General features: G+C 61.1%; 15 protein-coding genes. 11 read left to right on the top strand and 4 right to left on the bottom strand.

Annotation, left to right across the window (positions count from 1 at the left end):
• Positions 1-130: 130 nt before the first annotated feature.
• The gene (locus tag EDY99_RS06635) at positions 131-649 is read left to right on the top strand and encodes a DUF4440 domain-containing protein (RefSeq protein ID WP_069100828.1); all 519 of its coding nucleotides are present in this window, start codon (positions 131-133) and stop codon (positions 647-649) included.
• A 49-nt stretch (positions 650-698) separates the two neighbouring features.
• Here the strand turns inward: EDY99_RS06635 and EDY99_RS06640 are convergent, their stop codons facing one another.
• Complete coding sequence (locus EDY99_RS06640) at positions 699-1448, bottom strand: SDR family oxidoreductase (protein ID WP_060659656.1); 750 nt, start codon at positions 1446-1448, stop codon at positions 699-701.
• A 99-nt stretch (positions 1449-1547) separates the two neighbouring features.
• On the opposite strand from EDY99_RS06640, the gene EDY99_RS06645 reads away from it, so the two are divergent.
• On the top strand, positions 1548-1925 hold the full coding sequence (locus EDY99_RS06645) for a helix-turn-helix domain-containing protein (protein ID WP_080273385.1): 378 nt from the start codon (positions 1548-1550) through the stop codon (positions 1923-1925).
• Here the strand turns inward: EDY99_RS06645 and EDY99_RS06650 are convergent.
• Positions 1922-2827 carry a transporter substrate-binding domain-containing protein gene (locus EDY99_RS06650; protein WP_033642700.1) on the bottom strand — a complete coding sequence of 302 codons (906 nt, stop codon included), beginning with the start codon at positions 2825-2827 and terminating at the stop codon, positions 1922-1924. The genes EDY99_RS06645 and EDY99_RS06650 overlap by 4 nt on opposite strands.
• 221 nt (positions 2828-3048) lie before the next feature.
• On the opposite strand from EDY99_RS06650, the gene hinT reads away from it, so the two are divergent.
• The 9 genes from hinT to EDY99_RS06695 all read left to right on the top strand — a co-directional run bounded on the left by hinT (position 3049) and on the right by EDY99_RS06695 (position 10218).
• Positions 3049-3399: a purine nucleoside phosphoramidase gene (hinT, locus tag EDY99_RS06655; RefSeq protein ID WP_004928776.1), complete on the top strand. Its 351-nt coding sequence runs from the start codon at positions 3049-3051 to the stop codon at positions 3397-3399.
• An 11-nt stretch (positions 3400-3410) separates the two neighbouring features.
• Complete coding sequence (locus tag EDY99_RS06660) at positions 3411-3800, top strand: YcfL family protein (protein WP_025302428.1); 390 nt, start codon at positions 3411-3413, stop codon at positions 3798-3800.
• Between the two features lie 26 nt (positions 3801-3826).
• The gene (gene lpoB, locus EDY99_RS06665; RefSeq protein ID WP_123061599.1) at positions 3827-4417 is read left to right on the top strand and encodes a penicillin-binding protein activator LpoB; all 591 of its coding nucleotides are present in this window, start codon (positions 3827-3829) and stop codon (positions 4415-4417) included.
• Positions 4398-5264: a thiamine kinase gene (thiK, locus tag EDY99_RS06670; protein ID WP_122004073.1), complete on the top strand. Its 867-nt coding sequence runs from the start codon at positions 4398-4400 to the stop codon at positions 5262-5264. Before lpoB ends, thiK begins: the two co-directional genes overlap by 20 nt.
• Before the next feature lie 37 nt (positions 5265-5301).
• The gene (nagZ, locus tag EDY99_RS06675) at positions 5302-6321 is read left to right on the top strand and encodes a beta-N-acetylhexosaminidase (protein ID WP_123061600.1); all 1020 of its coding nucleotides are present in this window, start codon (positions 5302-5304) and stop codon (positions 6319-6321) included.
• Positions 6322-6400: 79 nt separating this feature from the next.
• Positions 6401-6943 carry an alpha/beta hydrolase YcfP gene (ycfP, locus tag EDY99_RS06680; RefSeq protein WP_015377468.1) on the top strand — a complete coding sequence of 181 codons (543 nt, stop codon included), beginning with the start codon at positions 6401-6403 and terminating at the stop codon, positions 6941-6943.
• 332 nt (positions 6944-7275) lie between these two features.
• Complete coding sequence (locus EDY99_RS06685) at positions 7276-8580, top strand: NAD(P)/FAD-dependent oxidoreductase (RefSeq protein ID WP_123061601.1); 1305 nt, start codon at positions 7276-7278, stop codon at positions 8578-8580.
• A 356-nt stretch (positions 8581-8936) separates the two neighbouring features.
• Positions 8937-9473 (top strand): glycine zipper 2TM domain-containing protein, encoded by a 537-nt coding sequence (locus EDY99_RS06690; RefSeq protein WP_004928798.1) that lies wholly within the window; start codon positions 8937-8939, stop codon positions 9471-9473.
• A 265-nt stretch (positions 9474-9738) separates the two neighbouring features.
• Positions 9739-10218: an Rrf2 family transcriptional regulator gene (locus EDY99_RS06695; protein ID WP_033642703.1), complete on the top strand. Its 480-nt coding sequence runs from the start codon at positions 9739-9741 to the stop codon at positions 10216-10218.
• Positions 10219-10284: 66 nt separating this feature from the next.
• Here EDY99_RS06695 and sdeB read toward each other — a convergent pair whose 3' ends face one another.
• Together sdeB and sdeA are read right to left on the bottom strand one after the other, a co-directional pair.
• Entirely contained in the window at positions 10285-13428 is a 3144-nt protein-coding gene (gene sdeB / locus EDY99_RS06700) for a multidrug efflux RND transporter permease subunit SdeB (protein WP_123061602.1), read from the bottom strand.
• Between the two features lie 24 nt (positions 13429-13452).
• Positions 13453-14640: a multidrug efflux RND transporter periplasmic adaptor subunit SdeA gene (gene sdeA / locus EDY99_RS06705; RefSeq protein ID WP_033642705.1), complete on the bottom strand. Its 1188-nt coding sequence runs from the start codon at positions 14638-14640 to the stop codon at positions 13453-13455.
• Positions 14641-14915: the final 275 nt, after the last annotated feature.

Consider the following 14915-nt stretch of genomic DNA (forward strand, 5'->3'; position numbering starts at 1 on the left):
AAAAGAGTATTTTTAAATATGCCGGCTGTCAATTTAACGCGGCATTGGATAATTTATTTCCAGCGTTTTTATTTATCTGAAATCGCATCCTGTATTGCCATAATGAAATAACGCCTGAGAGGATATTTACATGAAAAAATTAACTGTCGTATTGTTATTGGCGGGCGTGGGCTTGTGTGGCCAAAGTTATGCCGCAAGCAGCGAGGCCGCATCGCAAAGTTACAGGGTTTCCGCTGAGGCGGGCGTCGCGGCCGAGCAGAAGGCGGTGTATAACCTGATAAACCGCTACCAGGCAGCGCTTAACGCCGGCGATACGCAAACAATTTTGTCACTTTTTGCCCCGGAAAGTTACTCGCAATGGAACGAAAAACCGACGGCGGACAGCAATGAAAAACGCCGACAACAATATGACAATTTATTTAAAAACGAGAAATTTGAAACCGAGTTTGCTTATGACAGCATCAGTGTGAACGGGAATATGGCCTATGTGCGCACGCACCATCATCGCGGCGCGACGGTAACCCGAATAAGCGACGGAGCCACCTTGATCGATTTAAACCGTGAAGTATTTGTATTGGAGAAACAGCAGGGCCAGTGGAAGATCGTGGTCTACACCTTTAATACCAACCCGATTCAAGGGGTGAGTTGAGTGACACTGACAAAGGCCGCGCAAGCGGCCTTATTGTGTCGCGCGACGGCTAAAGATTCCCCACGCCGCCGTCCATCTGCAGCTCCGCGCCGACCATAAAGGCCGACTCATCCGCCGCCAGAAACACCGCCGCTTTGGCCAGCTCCAACGCGCTGCCCATGCGGCCGATCGGCACCAGCGCGCGGATATCGTCGCGCAAGGCCCGCTCATCCGCTTCCGCCAGCCCCAGCTTACCCAGCGCCGGGGTTTCGGTCGGGCCGGGGCTGAGGCCGTTGACGCGAATGCCGCGCGCGTGCAGCTCGCCGGAGAGCGTTCTGGCCAAAGACAACAAACCGGCTTTGCTGGCGGCGTAGGCGCTGCTCTGCGGCAGGCCGATATGGGCGCTGACCGAACCGCACAGGATCACTGAAGAAGGGTTGGCCAGCAGCGGCAGCAGCGCCTGGATCAGAAAGAACGGCCCCTTCAGGTTGATGTCCATCAGCCGCTGGTAGCTCTGCTCATCCCACTCCTGCAGCGGGCGATGCGTGACGTCGCCAGCGTTAACGTACAGCACGTCCAGCCGCGGCCACCGTTGCTCCAACTGCTGCGCCAGCGCGCGCTGCTGTGGGATGTCGCCGGCGTCGCTCAGCAGCAGCAGCGCGTTGCCTGCCAATGCCTGGCCCGCCGCGTCCAAGGCGCGTTGGCTGCGGCCGGTGATCGCCACCGTTGCGCCCTCGGCGATGAATTGGCGGGCGGTTTCCAGCCCGATGCCGCTGGTGCCGCCGGTAATCAATGCGTATTTGCCTTGCAGTCGTGACATAACCGATTCCTCTTTAGCGTCTGTTGCGGCATTATTTGCGCTATAGTTCCTTTTGCATAGTAGGCACCTTTTGGATACTAAAGGACGAGGAGGGATGAAATGACGACGCAAGCGCCCTTAACGGCGGAAAATAATTTGTCGGCGCTGCCGACGGCGGGCGAACCCTGCCCGATGGTGGACTTCGTCAATCTGGTGTCGGGCAAATGGGCGATACCCATCCTGTACCGGCTGATCATAATCGATGGCCCGGTGCGATTCAGCGAGCTGCAGCGGGCGGTGGCGCCCATCGCGCAAAAAGAGCTGACGCGCCAGCTGCGGCTGTTCGAACAACGCGGTCTGGTGACGCGGCAGGTGTATCCCGAAGTGCCGCCGCGGGTGGAGTATCAGGTCACTGCGCTGGGCAAATCGCTGCGGCCGACGCTGGACTCGTTGGCCGAGTGGATGCGTCGGCATGCCCCGCAGCTGATCGGCGGTTAGTCGCCGATGCCCGGCGGGTTGATGGTTGAACGCTCGACCTTTTCGTCGCCTTCGCCCCAGCGTTCCAGCACCTGCGCGTATTCGCCGCTGACGATCGCGCCATTGATCGCGGCGTTGACGGCGTTCACCAACCCGTTGCCTTTTTTGGTGGTGACCGCGACGTAGGCCACGTTGGGGCCGATGCCGACCATTTTGGTTTTGCCGGTCAGCGCCGCCTTGTAGGCGCCGGTGGAGTGGGGGCCGAAGAACGCATCGGCGCGCCCGGACTGAATGCTGAGGTTGGTGGCGGCGTCGTCGGTCACGTAGATCGGCTGTACCGGCGGCAGCCCGGCGGCGCGATTCTGCTTATCCCATCCCAGCAGAATGTTTTCCTGATTGGTGCCGGATCCGACGATGATCCGCAGCCCGGCCACGTCCTGCGGGCGATTGATCGCGGTGATGTGGCTGGTGGATTTGACGTAAAAGCCCAGCGTGTCCACCCGGTAAGTGGCGAAGTCGAATTTGGTTTTACGCTGTTTGGTGACGGCGATATTGAAGATCGCCGCATCGTATTTGCCCGCGCTGATGCCCAAGGGCCAATCTTCCCAGGAGGTGGGCACCAGATTCAGCTCCAGCCCGAGGCTGTCGGCCACCAGGCGGGCGATGTCCGGATCGCTGCCGATCAGCGTTTTATTGTCTTCGGCGAACAGCGCCAGCGGCGGGGAGTTCTCGAATGCTACCGCCACCGTCAGCTTGCCGGGCACCGCGAAGTGAAAGTTCGCCGGGATCAGCGCGATAGCGGCGGGATTTTTCTCTGTGTGTATCGGCTCTCGGTTAGCCTGCAGATCGATACCGCCCGTCGTGGCCGCCTGCACGGCAGCGCTCAGCAACAGCGCGCACAGCGCCGCAATCTTCAGTGGCATAGTGCCCTCTATCCTTTGTTAATCATGGGGTTACTATTGGCGGCGGTGCGGGGCAAGTAAAGCAACAATAGTGAATAACCAAAGTGAAAAGATGCACAAGCGGGGCGACGGCCTGCGCGAATCTGCAGCACTCGACGTGGAAAGTGCGCAATCAGGTTGAAAGCAGTAGAATTTGTCACTCATACTGCGTACAGCTAATTGTGTAAAACAAGGAACGCCAGATGGCCGAAGAAACGATTTTCAGTAAAATTATCCGCCGCGAAATCCCTGCTGATGTGGTTTACCAGGATGAACTGGTCACCGCTTTCCGTGACATCTCCCCCCAGGCGCCTACCCATGTGCTGATCGTTCCCAACGTGCTGATCCCAACCGTCAACGACGTGACCGTGGAGCATGAGGCCGCATTGGGCCGCATGATCACCGCCGCGGCGAAAATCGCCGAACAGGAAGGCATCGCCGAGGACGGCTACCGCCTGATCGTCAACTGCAACCGCCACGCCGGTCAGGAGGTCTATCATATTCATATGCACCTGGTCGGTGGCCGCTCGCTGGGGCCGCTGCTGTCACGTTAAGCGAGGAAATCATGCGCGGTAAAAAAACTCTGCGTTGTCTGATGGCGTTGGCGCTGCCCGCCGCGTTGCTGATGGGGTGCAGTTCGCCATCCGGCATCGCGGTTAACCGGGGGCAAACGGTGGTGATGGATCCTTCGGTGCTGACCGCCGGCATTTTTGCCGATACGCCCTCTGTCTCGAACGCTTCCGGGCGGGTGATGGCGACTTCGGTGCTCAATAACAGCCAACCGACGCCGGTCACCGTGCATTATCGTTTCTATTGGTACGACGCGCAGGGGCTGGATATTCGCCCCTTCGAGAAACCGCGTGAGATCGTCGTGGCGCCTAACTCGGACGCCAAAATCTACTCGATTAACGGTAATCTGGAAGCTAAAAGCGCGCGTCTGTATCTGTACCTGTAAGCGCTTGCCAGGTTTGGAGAAAAAGCATGAAAAAGTACGTCTTAGTGGCGCTGGCCGCATTCACCCTGAGCGGCTGTCTGTCGCGCCCGCCTGAGCCGGATCAGCCGTTGCCGCCGGTCACCGTCGAACCGGAACAGCCGACGCCGCCGGTCGAGCAACCGCAGCCGCCAACCACCGAGCCGGTGCCGCAGCCGCCGAAAATCCAGCAGCTTGACTGGCTGGGCAGCGTTCAGCCGCTGGTGAATCAGATGCTGAAGGCCGATGGCGTCACGGCCGGCAGCGTGCTGCTGCTGGACAGCGTCAAGAACAACACCAACGGCTCGCTGCAGATGGGCAAAGCCACCGCGGCGCTGTATAAGGCGCTGGCATCTAACCCCACCTTCAGCGTGGTGCCGGAAGCGAAGCTGACGAGCGCCAGACAAACGCTGGGCCTGTCGGCGGATGACAGCTTCGGCTCGCGCAGCAAGGCGATTGGCCTGGCGCGCATCGTCGGCGCGCAGTACGTGTTGTACAGCGACGTCAGCGGCGACGTGAAGTCGCCGGCGTTGGATATGCAGCTGATGCTGGTGCAAACCGGCGAGATCGTCTGGTCGGGCAATGGCGCCGTTAAACGCTGAGGCCGCGCTGCGACAATTGATGGAAACCAGACTGCCGGCGGTGAATACCGCCGGTTGTCATTTCAGCCCGGTGCAGGGGCTGACCGGCGAGAGCTGGCGCATCGACGGATCGGGCATTACGCTGCTGGCGCGGCAAAACAGCGCGGAGAAACGCGCGCTGGGCGTGAGCAGACGGCGGGAAGCACAGGTCTTGCGTCGCTGCGCGTCGGGGCTCGGGCCACGGGTTTTCGCGCAGAATAATCAGTGGCTTGTCCTCGAATGGCTCGAAGGTGACATTGTCACAGAAGCTGAGTTTGACATGCTGAATCAACGCGGCGAGCTGGCGGCGATGGCGACGACGCTGCATCGGCGGCCGCTCAGCGGTTACCGGCTGGATCTGCGGCGGCAGTTCCTCCGCTACTGGCAGCAGCTGGATACGCGGCGTTTAACCCCCGCCTGGCTGCGTTGGCAGCGTCATTTCTTACGCTGCGCGCCGCCGCGGCCATTACGCCTGGCGCCGCTGCACATGGACATCCACCCGGGCAATTTGCTCGCGACCGGCGAGGGGCTGCGGCTGATCGACTGGGAGTATGCCGCCGACGGCGATGTGGCGTTGGATATCGCCGCGCTGTTTCGCGGCAACGGCTGGACGGCTGAGCCGCAGCAGCGCTTTTTGCAGCACTATGCGCGTCAGGGCTATCACGATGTCGCCCGGCTGCAGGCGCAGGTGCGCCGTTGGCTGCCGTGGGTCGATTATCTGATGCTGCTGTGGTTTGAAGTGCGCTGGCAGCAGAGCGGCGACGTTGAATTTTTGCGCTGGGGCGCGGCGCTGCGCCGGCAATTCTGTTTATCATCATCCGAATTCTGAACGAACAATATGAAGTGAGGTGCCCGTGGGCCCAGTAATGCTAGATGTCGCCGGCTACGAGCTGGATGCAGAAGAACGCGAGATTTTGAAACACCCGCTGGTTGGCGGATTGATCCTGTTTACCCGCAATTTCCACGATGCGGAGCAGCTGCGTGAGCTGGTGCGCCAGATCCGCGCCGCTTCGCACGATCGGCTGGTGGTGGCCGTGGATCAGGAGGGCGGACGCGTGCAGCGTTTCCGCGAAGGCTTCACCCGCTTGCCGGCGGCGCAATCGTTCGCCGCCTTGAACGATGCGCAAGAAGGCGGTCGCCTGGCGCAGGAGGCCGGCTGGCTGATGGCGGCGGAGATGATCGCGCAGGATATCGACATCAGCTTTGCGCCGGTGCTGGACATCGGCCATGCCAGCGCGGCGATTGGCGAGCGTTCGTTCCACAGCGATCCGCAGCAGGCGTTGGTGATGGCGGAGCGCTTTATCCTCGGCATGCACAGCGCCGGCATGAAAACCACCGGTAAGCACTTCCCGGGGCACGGCGCCGTCAGCGCCGATTCGCACAAGGAAACCCCGCGCGATCCGCGGCCGCTGGCGCAGATCCGCGAGCATGACATGGCGATCTTCCGCGAGCTGATCAATCGTCAATTGCTGGACGCCGTCATGCCGGCTCACGTCATCTATACTGAAGCGGACCCGCGTCCGGCCAGCGGCTCGCCGTACTGGCTGCAGCAGATCCTGCGTCAGGAACTGGGCTTCGACGGCGTGATTTTCTCCGACGATCTGTCGATGGAAGGCGCCGCCATCATGGGCAGCTATGCCGAACGCGGCCAGGCGGCGCTGGATGCCGGTTGCGATATGATCCTGGTGTGCAACCACCGCGCAGGCGCGGTCAGCGTGTTGGATAACCTGTCCCCGGTCAAAGCAGAGAAGGTGAAGCGGTTATATCATCGCGGTCAGTTCACCCGTCAGGAACTGCGCGACTCCGAGCGCTGGCAGCAGGCGCACAAGGCGCTCAGCGCGCTGAGCGAACGCTGGGAGGAGCACAAGCAGCGTTCGCAAGGGTGAATCCAGGCGCCGCATCGCGGCGCAGAGCGGAAATGATGAGGGCCGCGCCCGCGGCCCTTGGCTTGTTGCGAGGATCCACATGATTATCTATTTGCACGGCTTCGATTCCACCAGCCCCGGCAATCATGAAAAGGTGTTACAGCTGCAGTTTATCGATCCGGATGTGCGCTTTATCAGCTACAGCACGCTGCACCCGCGTCACGACATGCAGCATCTGTTGAAAGAGGTGGACAAGGCGGTGCAGCAGGGCGGCGATGCGCACCCGTTGATCTGCGGGGTCGGCCTCGGCGGCTTCTGGGCGGAGCGCATCGGCTTCCTGTGCGGCATTCGCCAGGCGATGTTCAATCCCAACCTGTACCCGGAAGAGCACATGCACGGCAAGATAGACCGGCCGGAAGAGTATCGCGATATCGCCACCAAGTGCGTGGAGGATTTCCGCGAGAAAAACCGCGATCGCTGTCTGGTGGTGCTGTCGCGCCACGACGAGGTGCTGGATAACCGGCGCAGCGCCGAATTGCTGCATCACTACTACGAGATCGTGTGGGATGAACAGCAGACGCACAAGTTCAAAAACATCTCGCCGCATCTGCAGCGGCTCAAGGCGTTCAAGGCGCTGGGTTAACAGTTTCATAACGCTGCCGCGAGCCGCGCTCCCCGTTTTTCACCGACGGAAAGTGCGGCTTTTTTGTGCGCCAAAGCCAGATTTTGCGTGGCAATCGGCAAAATTTAAAACTGTGACTCAGCGCTAACTATTTGAATCGCAATCCCCAAAAAATGCCCTCGTCCAGCCTTTAACCAAAAAAAATTGATGTACGTCAATTTTGGTATGACCAAATAACCTCACATGCTATTCTGGCTGCAGAGAGCCGATTTATTTTACGCGAACCCTATGTATTCTAAGGATATTATTTATTTACCCTGGGATAACAAATGGTTCACATTTAGGGGGTTATTTTGACAACGCCAAAGAAGAAAATCGTTATTGTCGGCGGCGGCGCCGGTGGTCTGGAGCTGGCGACCAGCCTGGGCCATAAACTTGGCCGTAAGAACAAAGCCGAGATCACGCTGGTGGATCGCAACCACAGCCATTTGTGGAAACCGCTGTTGCACGAAGTGGCGACCGGCTCCCTCGATGACGGCGTGGATGCGCTCAGCTACCTGGCGCACGCGCGCAATCACCATTTCAGTTTCCAGCTGGGGTCGTTGACCAACATCAACCGCGGGACGCAAACGCTGCAGCTGGCGCAGATCTGCGACGAGCAGGGCGGCGAGCTGGTGCCGGCGCGCGAACTGCCGTACGACATCCTGGTGATGGCGCTGGGCAGCACCTCAAACGATTTCGGTACGCCGGGCGTGAAAGAGCACTGCATCTTCCTGGATAACCCGCATCAGGCACGTCGTTTCCACAACGAAATGCTTAACCTGTTCCTGAAGTTCTCGGCGCAGCCGGGGCAAAAAGAGCGGGTCAACATCGCCATCGTCGGCGGCGGCGCCACCGGCGTTGAACTGTCCGCCGAACTGCACAACGCGGTGAAACAGCTGCACAGCTACGGTTTTGAAGGCCTGGACAACAGCGCGCTCAACGTGACGCTGGTCGAAGCCGGCGAGCGCATTCTGCCGGCGCTGCCGCCGCGCATTTCCGCTGCGGCTCACCAGGAGCTGATCAAGTTGGGCGTGCGCGTGCTGACCAACACCATGGTGACCAGCGCGGACGCCAAAGGCCTGAATACCAAGGGCGGCGAGTTCATCGACGCCGATCTGATGGTGTGGGCGGCGGGCATCAAAGCGCCGGACTTTATGAAGGACATCGGCGGCCTGGAAACCAACCGCATCAACCAGTTGGTGGTGGAGCCGACGCTGCAGACCACGCGCGATCCGAACATCTTCGCCATCGGCGACTGCGCCTCTTGCCCGAAAGAGGGCGGCGGTTTCGTGCCGCCACGCGCCCAGTCGGCGCACCAGATGGCCTCACGCTGCGCCACTAATATCCTGGCGCTGATGAACGGCCAGACGCTGAAGCCTTACGTGTACAAAGACCACGGTTCGCTGGTGTCGCTGTCGCGCTTCAGCACCGTCGGCAGCCTGATGGGCAACCTGATGCGCGGCTCGATGATGGTGGAAGGGCGCATTGCGCGTTTCGTCTATATCTCGCTGTACCGCATGCACCAGGTGGCGCTGCACGGCTACATCAAAACCGGCCTGATGATGCTGGTGGGCGGCATTAACCGGGTGATCCGCCCGCGCCTGAAGATGCACTGATCCCGCCGTTGTCGATCAACCCGCGCCGGTTCGCCCGCGCGGGTTTTTTTATGGCGGCGCGAGGCTAACGGCGGCGGTTGCTTGATTCTTCAGCATAAGCTGTCGCCGACATGGGTAAAATTCTTAAGATTCCTCCTAAACAACGGCAAAACGGCCGTTTTCCCGCATTTTTGGTCCCCTTGTCTTATTGCGAGCCCTCAAATCATTGTGCAGACTTTACCTCGTTTACAGACGGCGCGTCGCGCACGCCGTAAACCGGGATACCGCAAGCCGCCCATGCGCAAAATAATAAGCGCGGTGCCATGCCGGTAACAGACCCGGAAAAAATGCGTGGTAACACTTTCAGGAGGTTTCCTGTGAACAAGTCAATGTTAGCCGGTGTTGGGATTGGCATCGCTGCCGCTCTGGGGATTGCCGCGGTAGCCAGCCTGGACGTCTTTTCTGCCGGTCCGCAATATGCGCAGGTGCTCGCCGCAACGCCGATTAAAGAAACCATCAAAACGCCGCGTCAGGAATGCCGCAACGTCACCGTCACGCACCGTGCACCGGTGCAGGATGAAAACCGCATCGCCGGTTCTGTGCTGGGCGCAGTGGCGGGCGGCGTGATCGGCCACCAGTTCGGCGGCGGTCGCGGACGCGACGTGGCGACCGTGGTGGGCGCTCTGGGCGGCGGCTACGCCGGTAACCAGGTGCAAGGGGCGATGCAGAATAACGACGTCACCACCAGCGTTCAGCAGCGTTGCAAAACGGTCTACGACAAGTCTCAGAAAATGCTGGGCTATGACGTGACCTACAAGATCGGCAATCAGCAGGGCAAGATCCGCATGGATCACGATCCGGGCACCCAAATCCCGTTGGACAAAAACGGCCAGCTGGTGCTGAACAGAGCCTGATCGACGCATTCGAATTAAACCCGCGGGCAGTGTTAGTTCTGATCGTTTAACTCGGTTAAGCGAGCGGCGTTAACATTGACGCGGGTTTCTGCTTTTTGTCTGCCCGCGAATTCGACGATCGTTCTAATGTCTGCGTGCGATATCACTGGGCAAAACTTCAAAAAAGCCCCCGCGTTTGTTATATTATTGTGCGATTAAGCGGTGTGTTCGGCGCTAATCGCCGCACCGGCCAAACCCGAGTATTTCGTCTCGCAGAGATAACGACATGTTAGATTTTCGCTTTCCGACAGCGTTGCAAATGGTCCTTAGCGTCGCCGTAGCTGAGAAGCAGGGCATGCGTTCGACGAGCGCCACGCTCGCCGCCACTCTGGAAGCTAACCCGAGCTTTATCCGCAAACTGATGGTGCCGCTGACCAAAGACGGCATCATCGTTTCCACCCTGGGCCGAAACGGCTCTATCCACCTTGGCCGCCCGGCGGAAGAGATTACCCTGCGGGATATCTACCTGGCGGTGATCGACGACAAGCGCATCTGGGCCTCACGCCCTGAAGTGCCGGCCCGTTGCCTGGTGAGCGCCAACGCCTGTTGGTATTTCAAATCGGTGGTGAACGAGGCCGAGCAGGCTTCGCTCGCGGTGCTGGCGCGCCACACCGTGGCTGACTCGCTGGCCGAACTGGAGCGGGGCGACAAGCGCGCCTGTGCGGAATACGCCGCCGCGCAAGAGGCCGAAACCGCCGATAAATAATCGCGAGTTCTGATGCATAAAGAAAGGTCGGGCAATGCCCGACCTTTTTGCATGTTAAGACGAGGATTACGCCGTCTGCGTCTGCGTTTTGCGTGCCACCAGGCGACGCAGGGTGACGTAGAACACCGGCGTCAGGAACAGCCCGAACAGCGTGACCCCCAGCATGCCGGAGAACACCGTGATGCCGGTGACGCCGCGCACTTCGGCGCCGGCGCCGTGGCCGAGGATCAGCGGGATGGTGCCGGCGATGAAGGCGATGGAGGTCATCACGATCGGTCGCAACCGCAGGCGACAGGCTTCCAGCGCTGCCTCGACGATGCCTTTGCCCTGCATTTCCAGCTCGCGGGCGAACTCGACGATCAGAATAGCGTTCTTGCAGGCCAGCCCCATCAGAACGACCAACCCGACCTGCACGAACACGTTGTTGTCGCCGCCGGTCAACCATACGCCGAACAGCGCCGACAGCATGGTCATCGGCACGATCAGGATCACCGCCAGCGGCAGCGTCCAGCTTTCATACAGCGCCGCCAGCGCGAGGAACGCCAGCAGCACCGCGACCGGGAACACCACCAGCGCGGCGTTGCCCTGGGTCGATTGCTGGTAGCTCAGATCGGTCCACTGGATGTTCATGCCGTTCGGCAACAGCTTGTCGGCCATTTGCGTCAGTGCGCTCATCGCCTGGGTAGAGGAGAGGACGCGCGGATCGGCGTCGCCGATCAGGTCCGCCGCCGGGAAACCGTTGTAGCGGATCACCGGATCCGGGCCGTAGGTCGTGCCGATGCTGACCATACTGCCGATCGGCACCATTTCGCCTTTGTCGTTGCGGGTACGCAGGTTGGCGATGTCTTCCACGCTGTCGCGGAACTGGCCGTCGGCCTGCGCCATCACCTTCCAGGTGCGGCCGTAACGGTTAAAGTCGTTGATGTAAGACGAACCGAGGTAAGTCTGCAGCGTGCTGAACAGCGCATTGAGCGGCACCCCCTGAGCTTTGGCCTTGTCGCGATCGATTTTGGCGTCCAGCTGCGGCACGTTGGCCTGATAAGAGGAGATCGGGAACCCCATGCCCGGCGTTTGCATAATGGCGCCGGACATCGTGTTGATCGCGGTCTGCAGCGCGCCGTAACCCAGCCCGCCGCGATCCTGCACGTACAGCGAATAGCCGGAACCCTGGCCGATGCCGAGGATCGGCGGCGGCATGATCGAGAAGGCGAAACCTTCCTGGATCTGCGAAATGCGCGCGTTAATCTCGGCGTTGATCTGCGCCGCGGTGCGGGTACGGGTGCTCAATGACTCCAGCGCGAAGAATACCGTGCCGGTATTCGGCGTATTGGTGAACTGCAGCGCGTTCAGGCCGGGGAAGGCCACCGCATCGGTGACGCCGTCCACGCTCAGGCCGATGGCGCTCATCTTGCGGATCACCGCATCGGTGCGCTCCAGCGAGGCGCCTTCCGGCATCTTAACGCCGCCAATCAGATACAGCTTGTCCTGCGTCGGGATAAAGCCGCCGGGCACGGTCTTGAACATCGCCCCGGCGGCGACCAGCAGCAGCAGGTAGACGACGAACACTGCGCCGCGTCGGCCCAGCACGCGGGATACCCCGTGCTGATAACGCTGCGAGCCGCTGGCGAAGAAGCGGTTGAACGGCCGGAACAGCCAGCCGAACAGCCGGTCGATCAGGCGCGACGGCAGATCTTTCGGCGCGCCGTGCGGCTTCAGCAAGCGCGCCGCCAACGCCGGCGACAGGGTCAGCGAGTTGATGGCGGAGATCACCGTCGAGATGGCGATGGTGACGGCGAACTGTTTGTAGAACTGGCCGGTAACGCCGGAGAGGAACGCCATCGGCACAAACACCGCGCACAGCACCACGGCGATGGCGATGATCGGGCCGGAGACCTCGCGCATCGCCTGGTGGGCCGCCGCCAGCGGCGACAGCCCCTCTTCGATGTTGCGCTCGACGTTCTCCACCACCACGATGGCGTCATCCACCACGATGCCGATCGCCAGCACCAGCCCGAACAGGCTGAGGGTGTTGAGCGAGAAGCCGAGCAGATACAGCGCGGCGAAGGTGCCGACCACGGAGATCGGTACCGCCAACAGCGGAATGATCGAGGCGCGCCAGGTCTGCAGGAACAGAATGACCACCAGCACCACCAGGATCACCGCTTCCAGCAGGGTATCCACCACCGCGCGGATCGAATCGCGCACGAACACCGTCGGATCGTACGGCGATTTCCAGCTCATGCCGTCCGGGAAGCGGGTCGCCAGCTCGGCCATCTTGCCGCGCACCGCATCCGACAGCTCTATGGCGTTGGCGCCCGGCGACTGGAAGATGCCGATGCCGACCGCATCCTTGTTATTGAGCTGGGCGCGCAGCGCGTAGCTGCCGGAACCCATTTCGATGCGCGCCACGTCGCGCAGCCGCACGATCTCGCCGTTATCGCCGCTCTTGAGAATGATGTTGCCGAATTCTTCTTCGGTTTGCAGGCGGCCCTGGGCGTTGATCGACAGCAGATAGTCGCTGCGCGTCGGCATCGGCTCCGCGCCGAGCTGGCCGGCGGAGACCTGCACGTTCTGCTCCTGCAAGGCGCTCACCACGTCGGAGGCGGTCAGCCCGCGCGCGGCGACCTTGTTCGGATCGAGCCAGATGCGCATTGCGTATTCGCCGGCGCCGAAGATCTGCACCTGGCCGACGCCCGGCAGGCGAGCCAGTTCATCCTTGACCTTCAGGGTGGCGTAGTTGCGCAGGTACAGCGAGTCGTACTTGCCGGAAGGCGATACCAGATGCACCACCAGCGTCAGCGCCGGAGACTGTTTCTGGGTAGTGATGCCCTGGCGGCGCACATCTTCCGGCAGGCGCGCTTCGGCCTGCGCCACGCGGTTTTGCACCTGTACCTGCGCCTGATCGGGATCGGTGCCCGGGCGGAAGGTGACGGTGGTCACCAGCACGCCGTCGGAGCCGGCGACCGATTTCATGTACATCATGTTTTCGACGCCGTTGATCGCTTCTTCCAGCGGCGTCGCCACCGTTTCAGCGATCTCTTTCGGGTTGGCGCCCGGGTATTCGGCGCGCACCTGCACGCTGGGTGGCACCACGTCCGGGTACTCGCTGATCGGCAGCAGCGGAATGGCGATCACCCCGGCGACAAAAATCAGTATCGACAGCACCGCGGCGAAGATCGGCCGGTCGATGAAAAAACGGGAAAAGTCCATGGGTCAGAATTCTCTGCTGGGAGCTTAGTTAAGGGCGGAGGCGGTGGTGGTCATGGCGACGCTTTTCGCGTCGACCGGCATGCCCGGCATAAACACTTTCTGCATGCCGTCGACGATCACCCGATCGCCGTTCACCAGGCCTTTTTGCACAATGCGCAATCCTTCGGCCATCCGGCCCACGTCGATGTCGCGGCGCTGCGCCTTGCCGTCTTTATCGACGATGTAAACGAACTTGCGGTTCTGATCGGTCATCACCGCTTTGTCGTCGATCAGCATGGCGTTGAACTCGGCGCTGCCGGGCATCTGCACGCGGGCGAACAGCCCCGGCGTGAAGCGGCGATCGCGGTTGTCGAGAAGGGCGCGCATGCGGATGGTGCCGGTACCGGCGTTCAACTGGTTGTCGGTGAAGTCCACCAGCCCCTGATGCGGAGTGCCGTCTTCGCCCACCAGGCCCACCTTCACCGGCAGGCGCGCGTCGTGTCGGCCCTGCTGCTGATAGCGCAGGAAGGTCGCCTCATCCACGTCGAAATAGACGTAAACCTTATCGAGCGATACCAGCGTCGTCAGCACGCTGGCGCTGTCGCCGGCGGTGACCAGGTTGCCGGCGGTGATCATCGCGCGGCTGGCGCGCCCGTCGATCGGGGCGGTGACGCGGGTAAAGTCGAGATTAAGCTGCGCCATATCGAGCTGGGCCTGCGCCGCCAGCACGTTGCTTTGCGCCTGCGCGGCGGACGAACGGCGCTGTTCCCACACCTCTTGCGAGATGGCCTGAGTGCCGATCAGTTTCTCGGTTCGCGAAGATTCGCTGCGCGCGAGGGCTGCCTGATTGCGCGCCCGCACCAGCTCCGCCTGCGCCTGTTCGCGCGCGGCGCGGTAGGTGCGATCGTCAATGATGAACAGCACCTGGCCTTTCTTCACCTCGTCGCCTTCGGTGTAGTTGACCCGCTCGATGTAGCCGGAAACCCGCGGGCGCAGCTGTACGCTTTGCACTGCTTCGACCCGGCCATTGAACGCATCCCACTGGCTGATCGGTTTGACCACCACGCTGGCGGCGCTGACCACCGGCGGCGGTGGCGGGGCGTTGTGCGCGACGCTGTTGTCACACCCGGCGAGCAGGGCGGCCAGCAGCGCCACCCCGGAGAGCCGCTGGCCCAGAGCGAAGGCGCGCGTGCGGCCGCCGGCGTTGAACGATGAGTTTGGTTGATTTGGCATTATTTTTATTCCGATAAGTAAGCGCTGTCTGGCCCCATACCCAGCCCTGTTTTCCGGGCTTTTCCCTTCATGCCGGCGTTCGGCGGAAGGGGCGCCGCGCTTTGTCATGGCGCAACGTTAGGTTTTGAAACATATTGGTGTCACATTAATGTATCAATATCGGTTACATTAATTGGGTGGAGTATAGAGGCGGCTTTCTGGTAAATGCAATAATAAAAATTGCATTTAAAGCGAAACTGTTGCAACGTATGCGCACTGGGCAGAGGGGGACCCTG

Source organism: Serratia sp. LS-1, from assembly GCF_003719595.1.
GTDB lineage: Bacteria > Pseudomonadota > Gammaproteobacteria > Enterobacterales > Enterobacteriaceae > Serratia > Serratia ureilytica.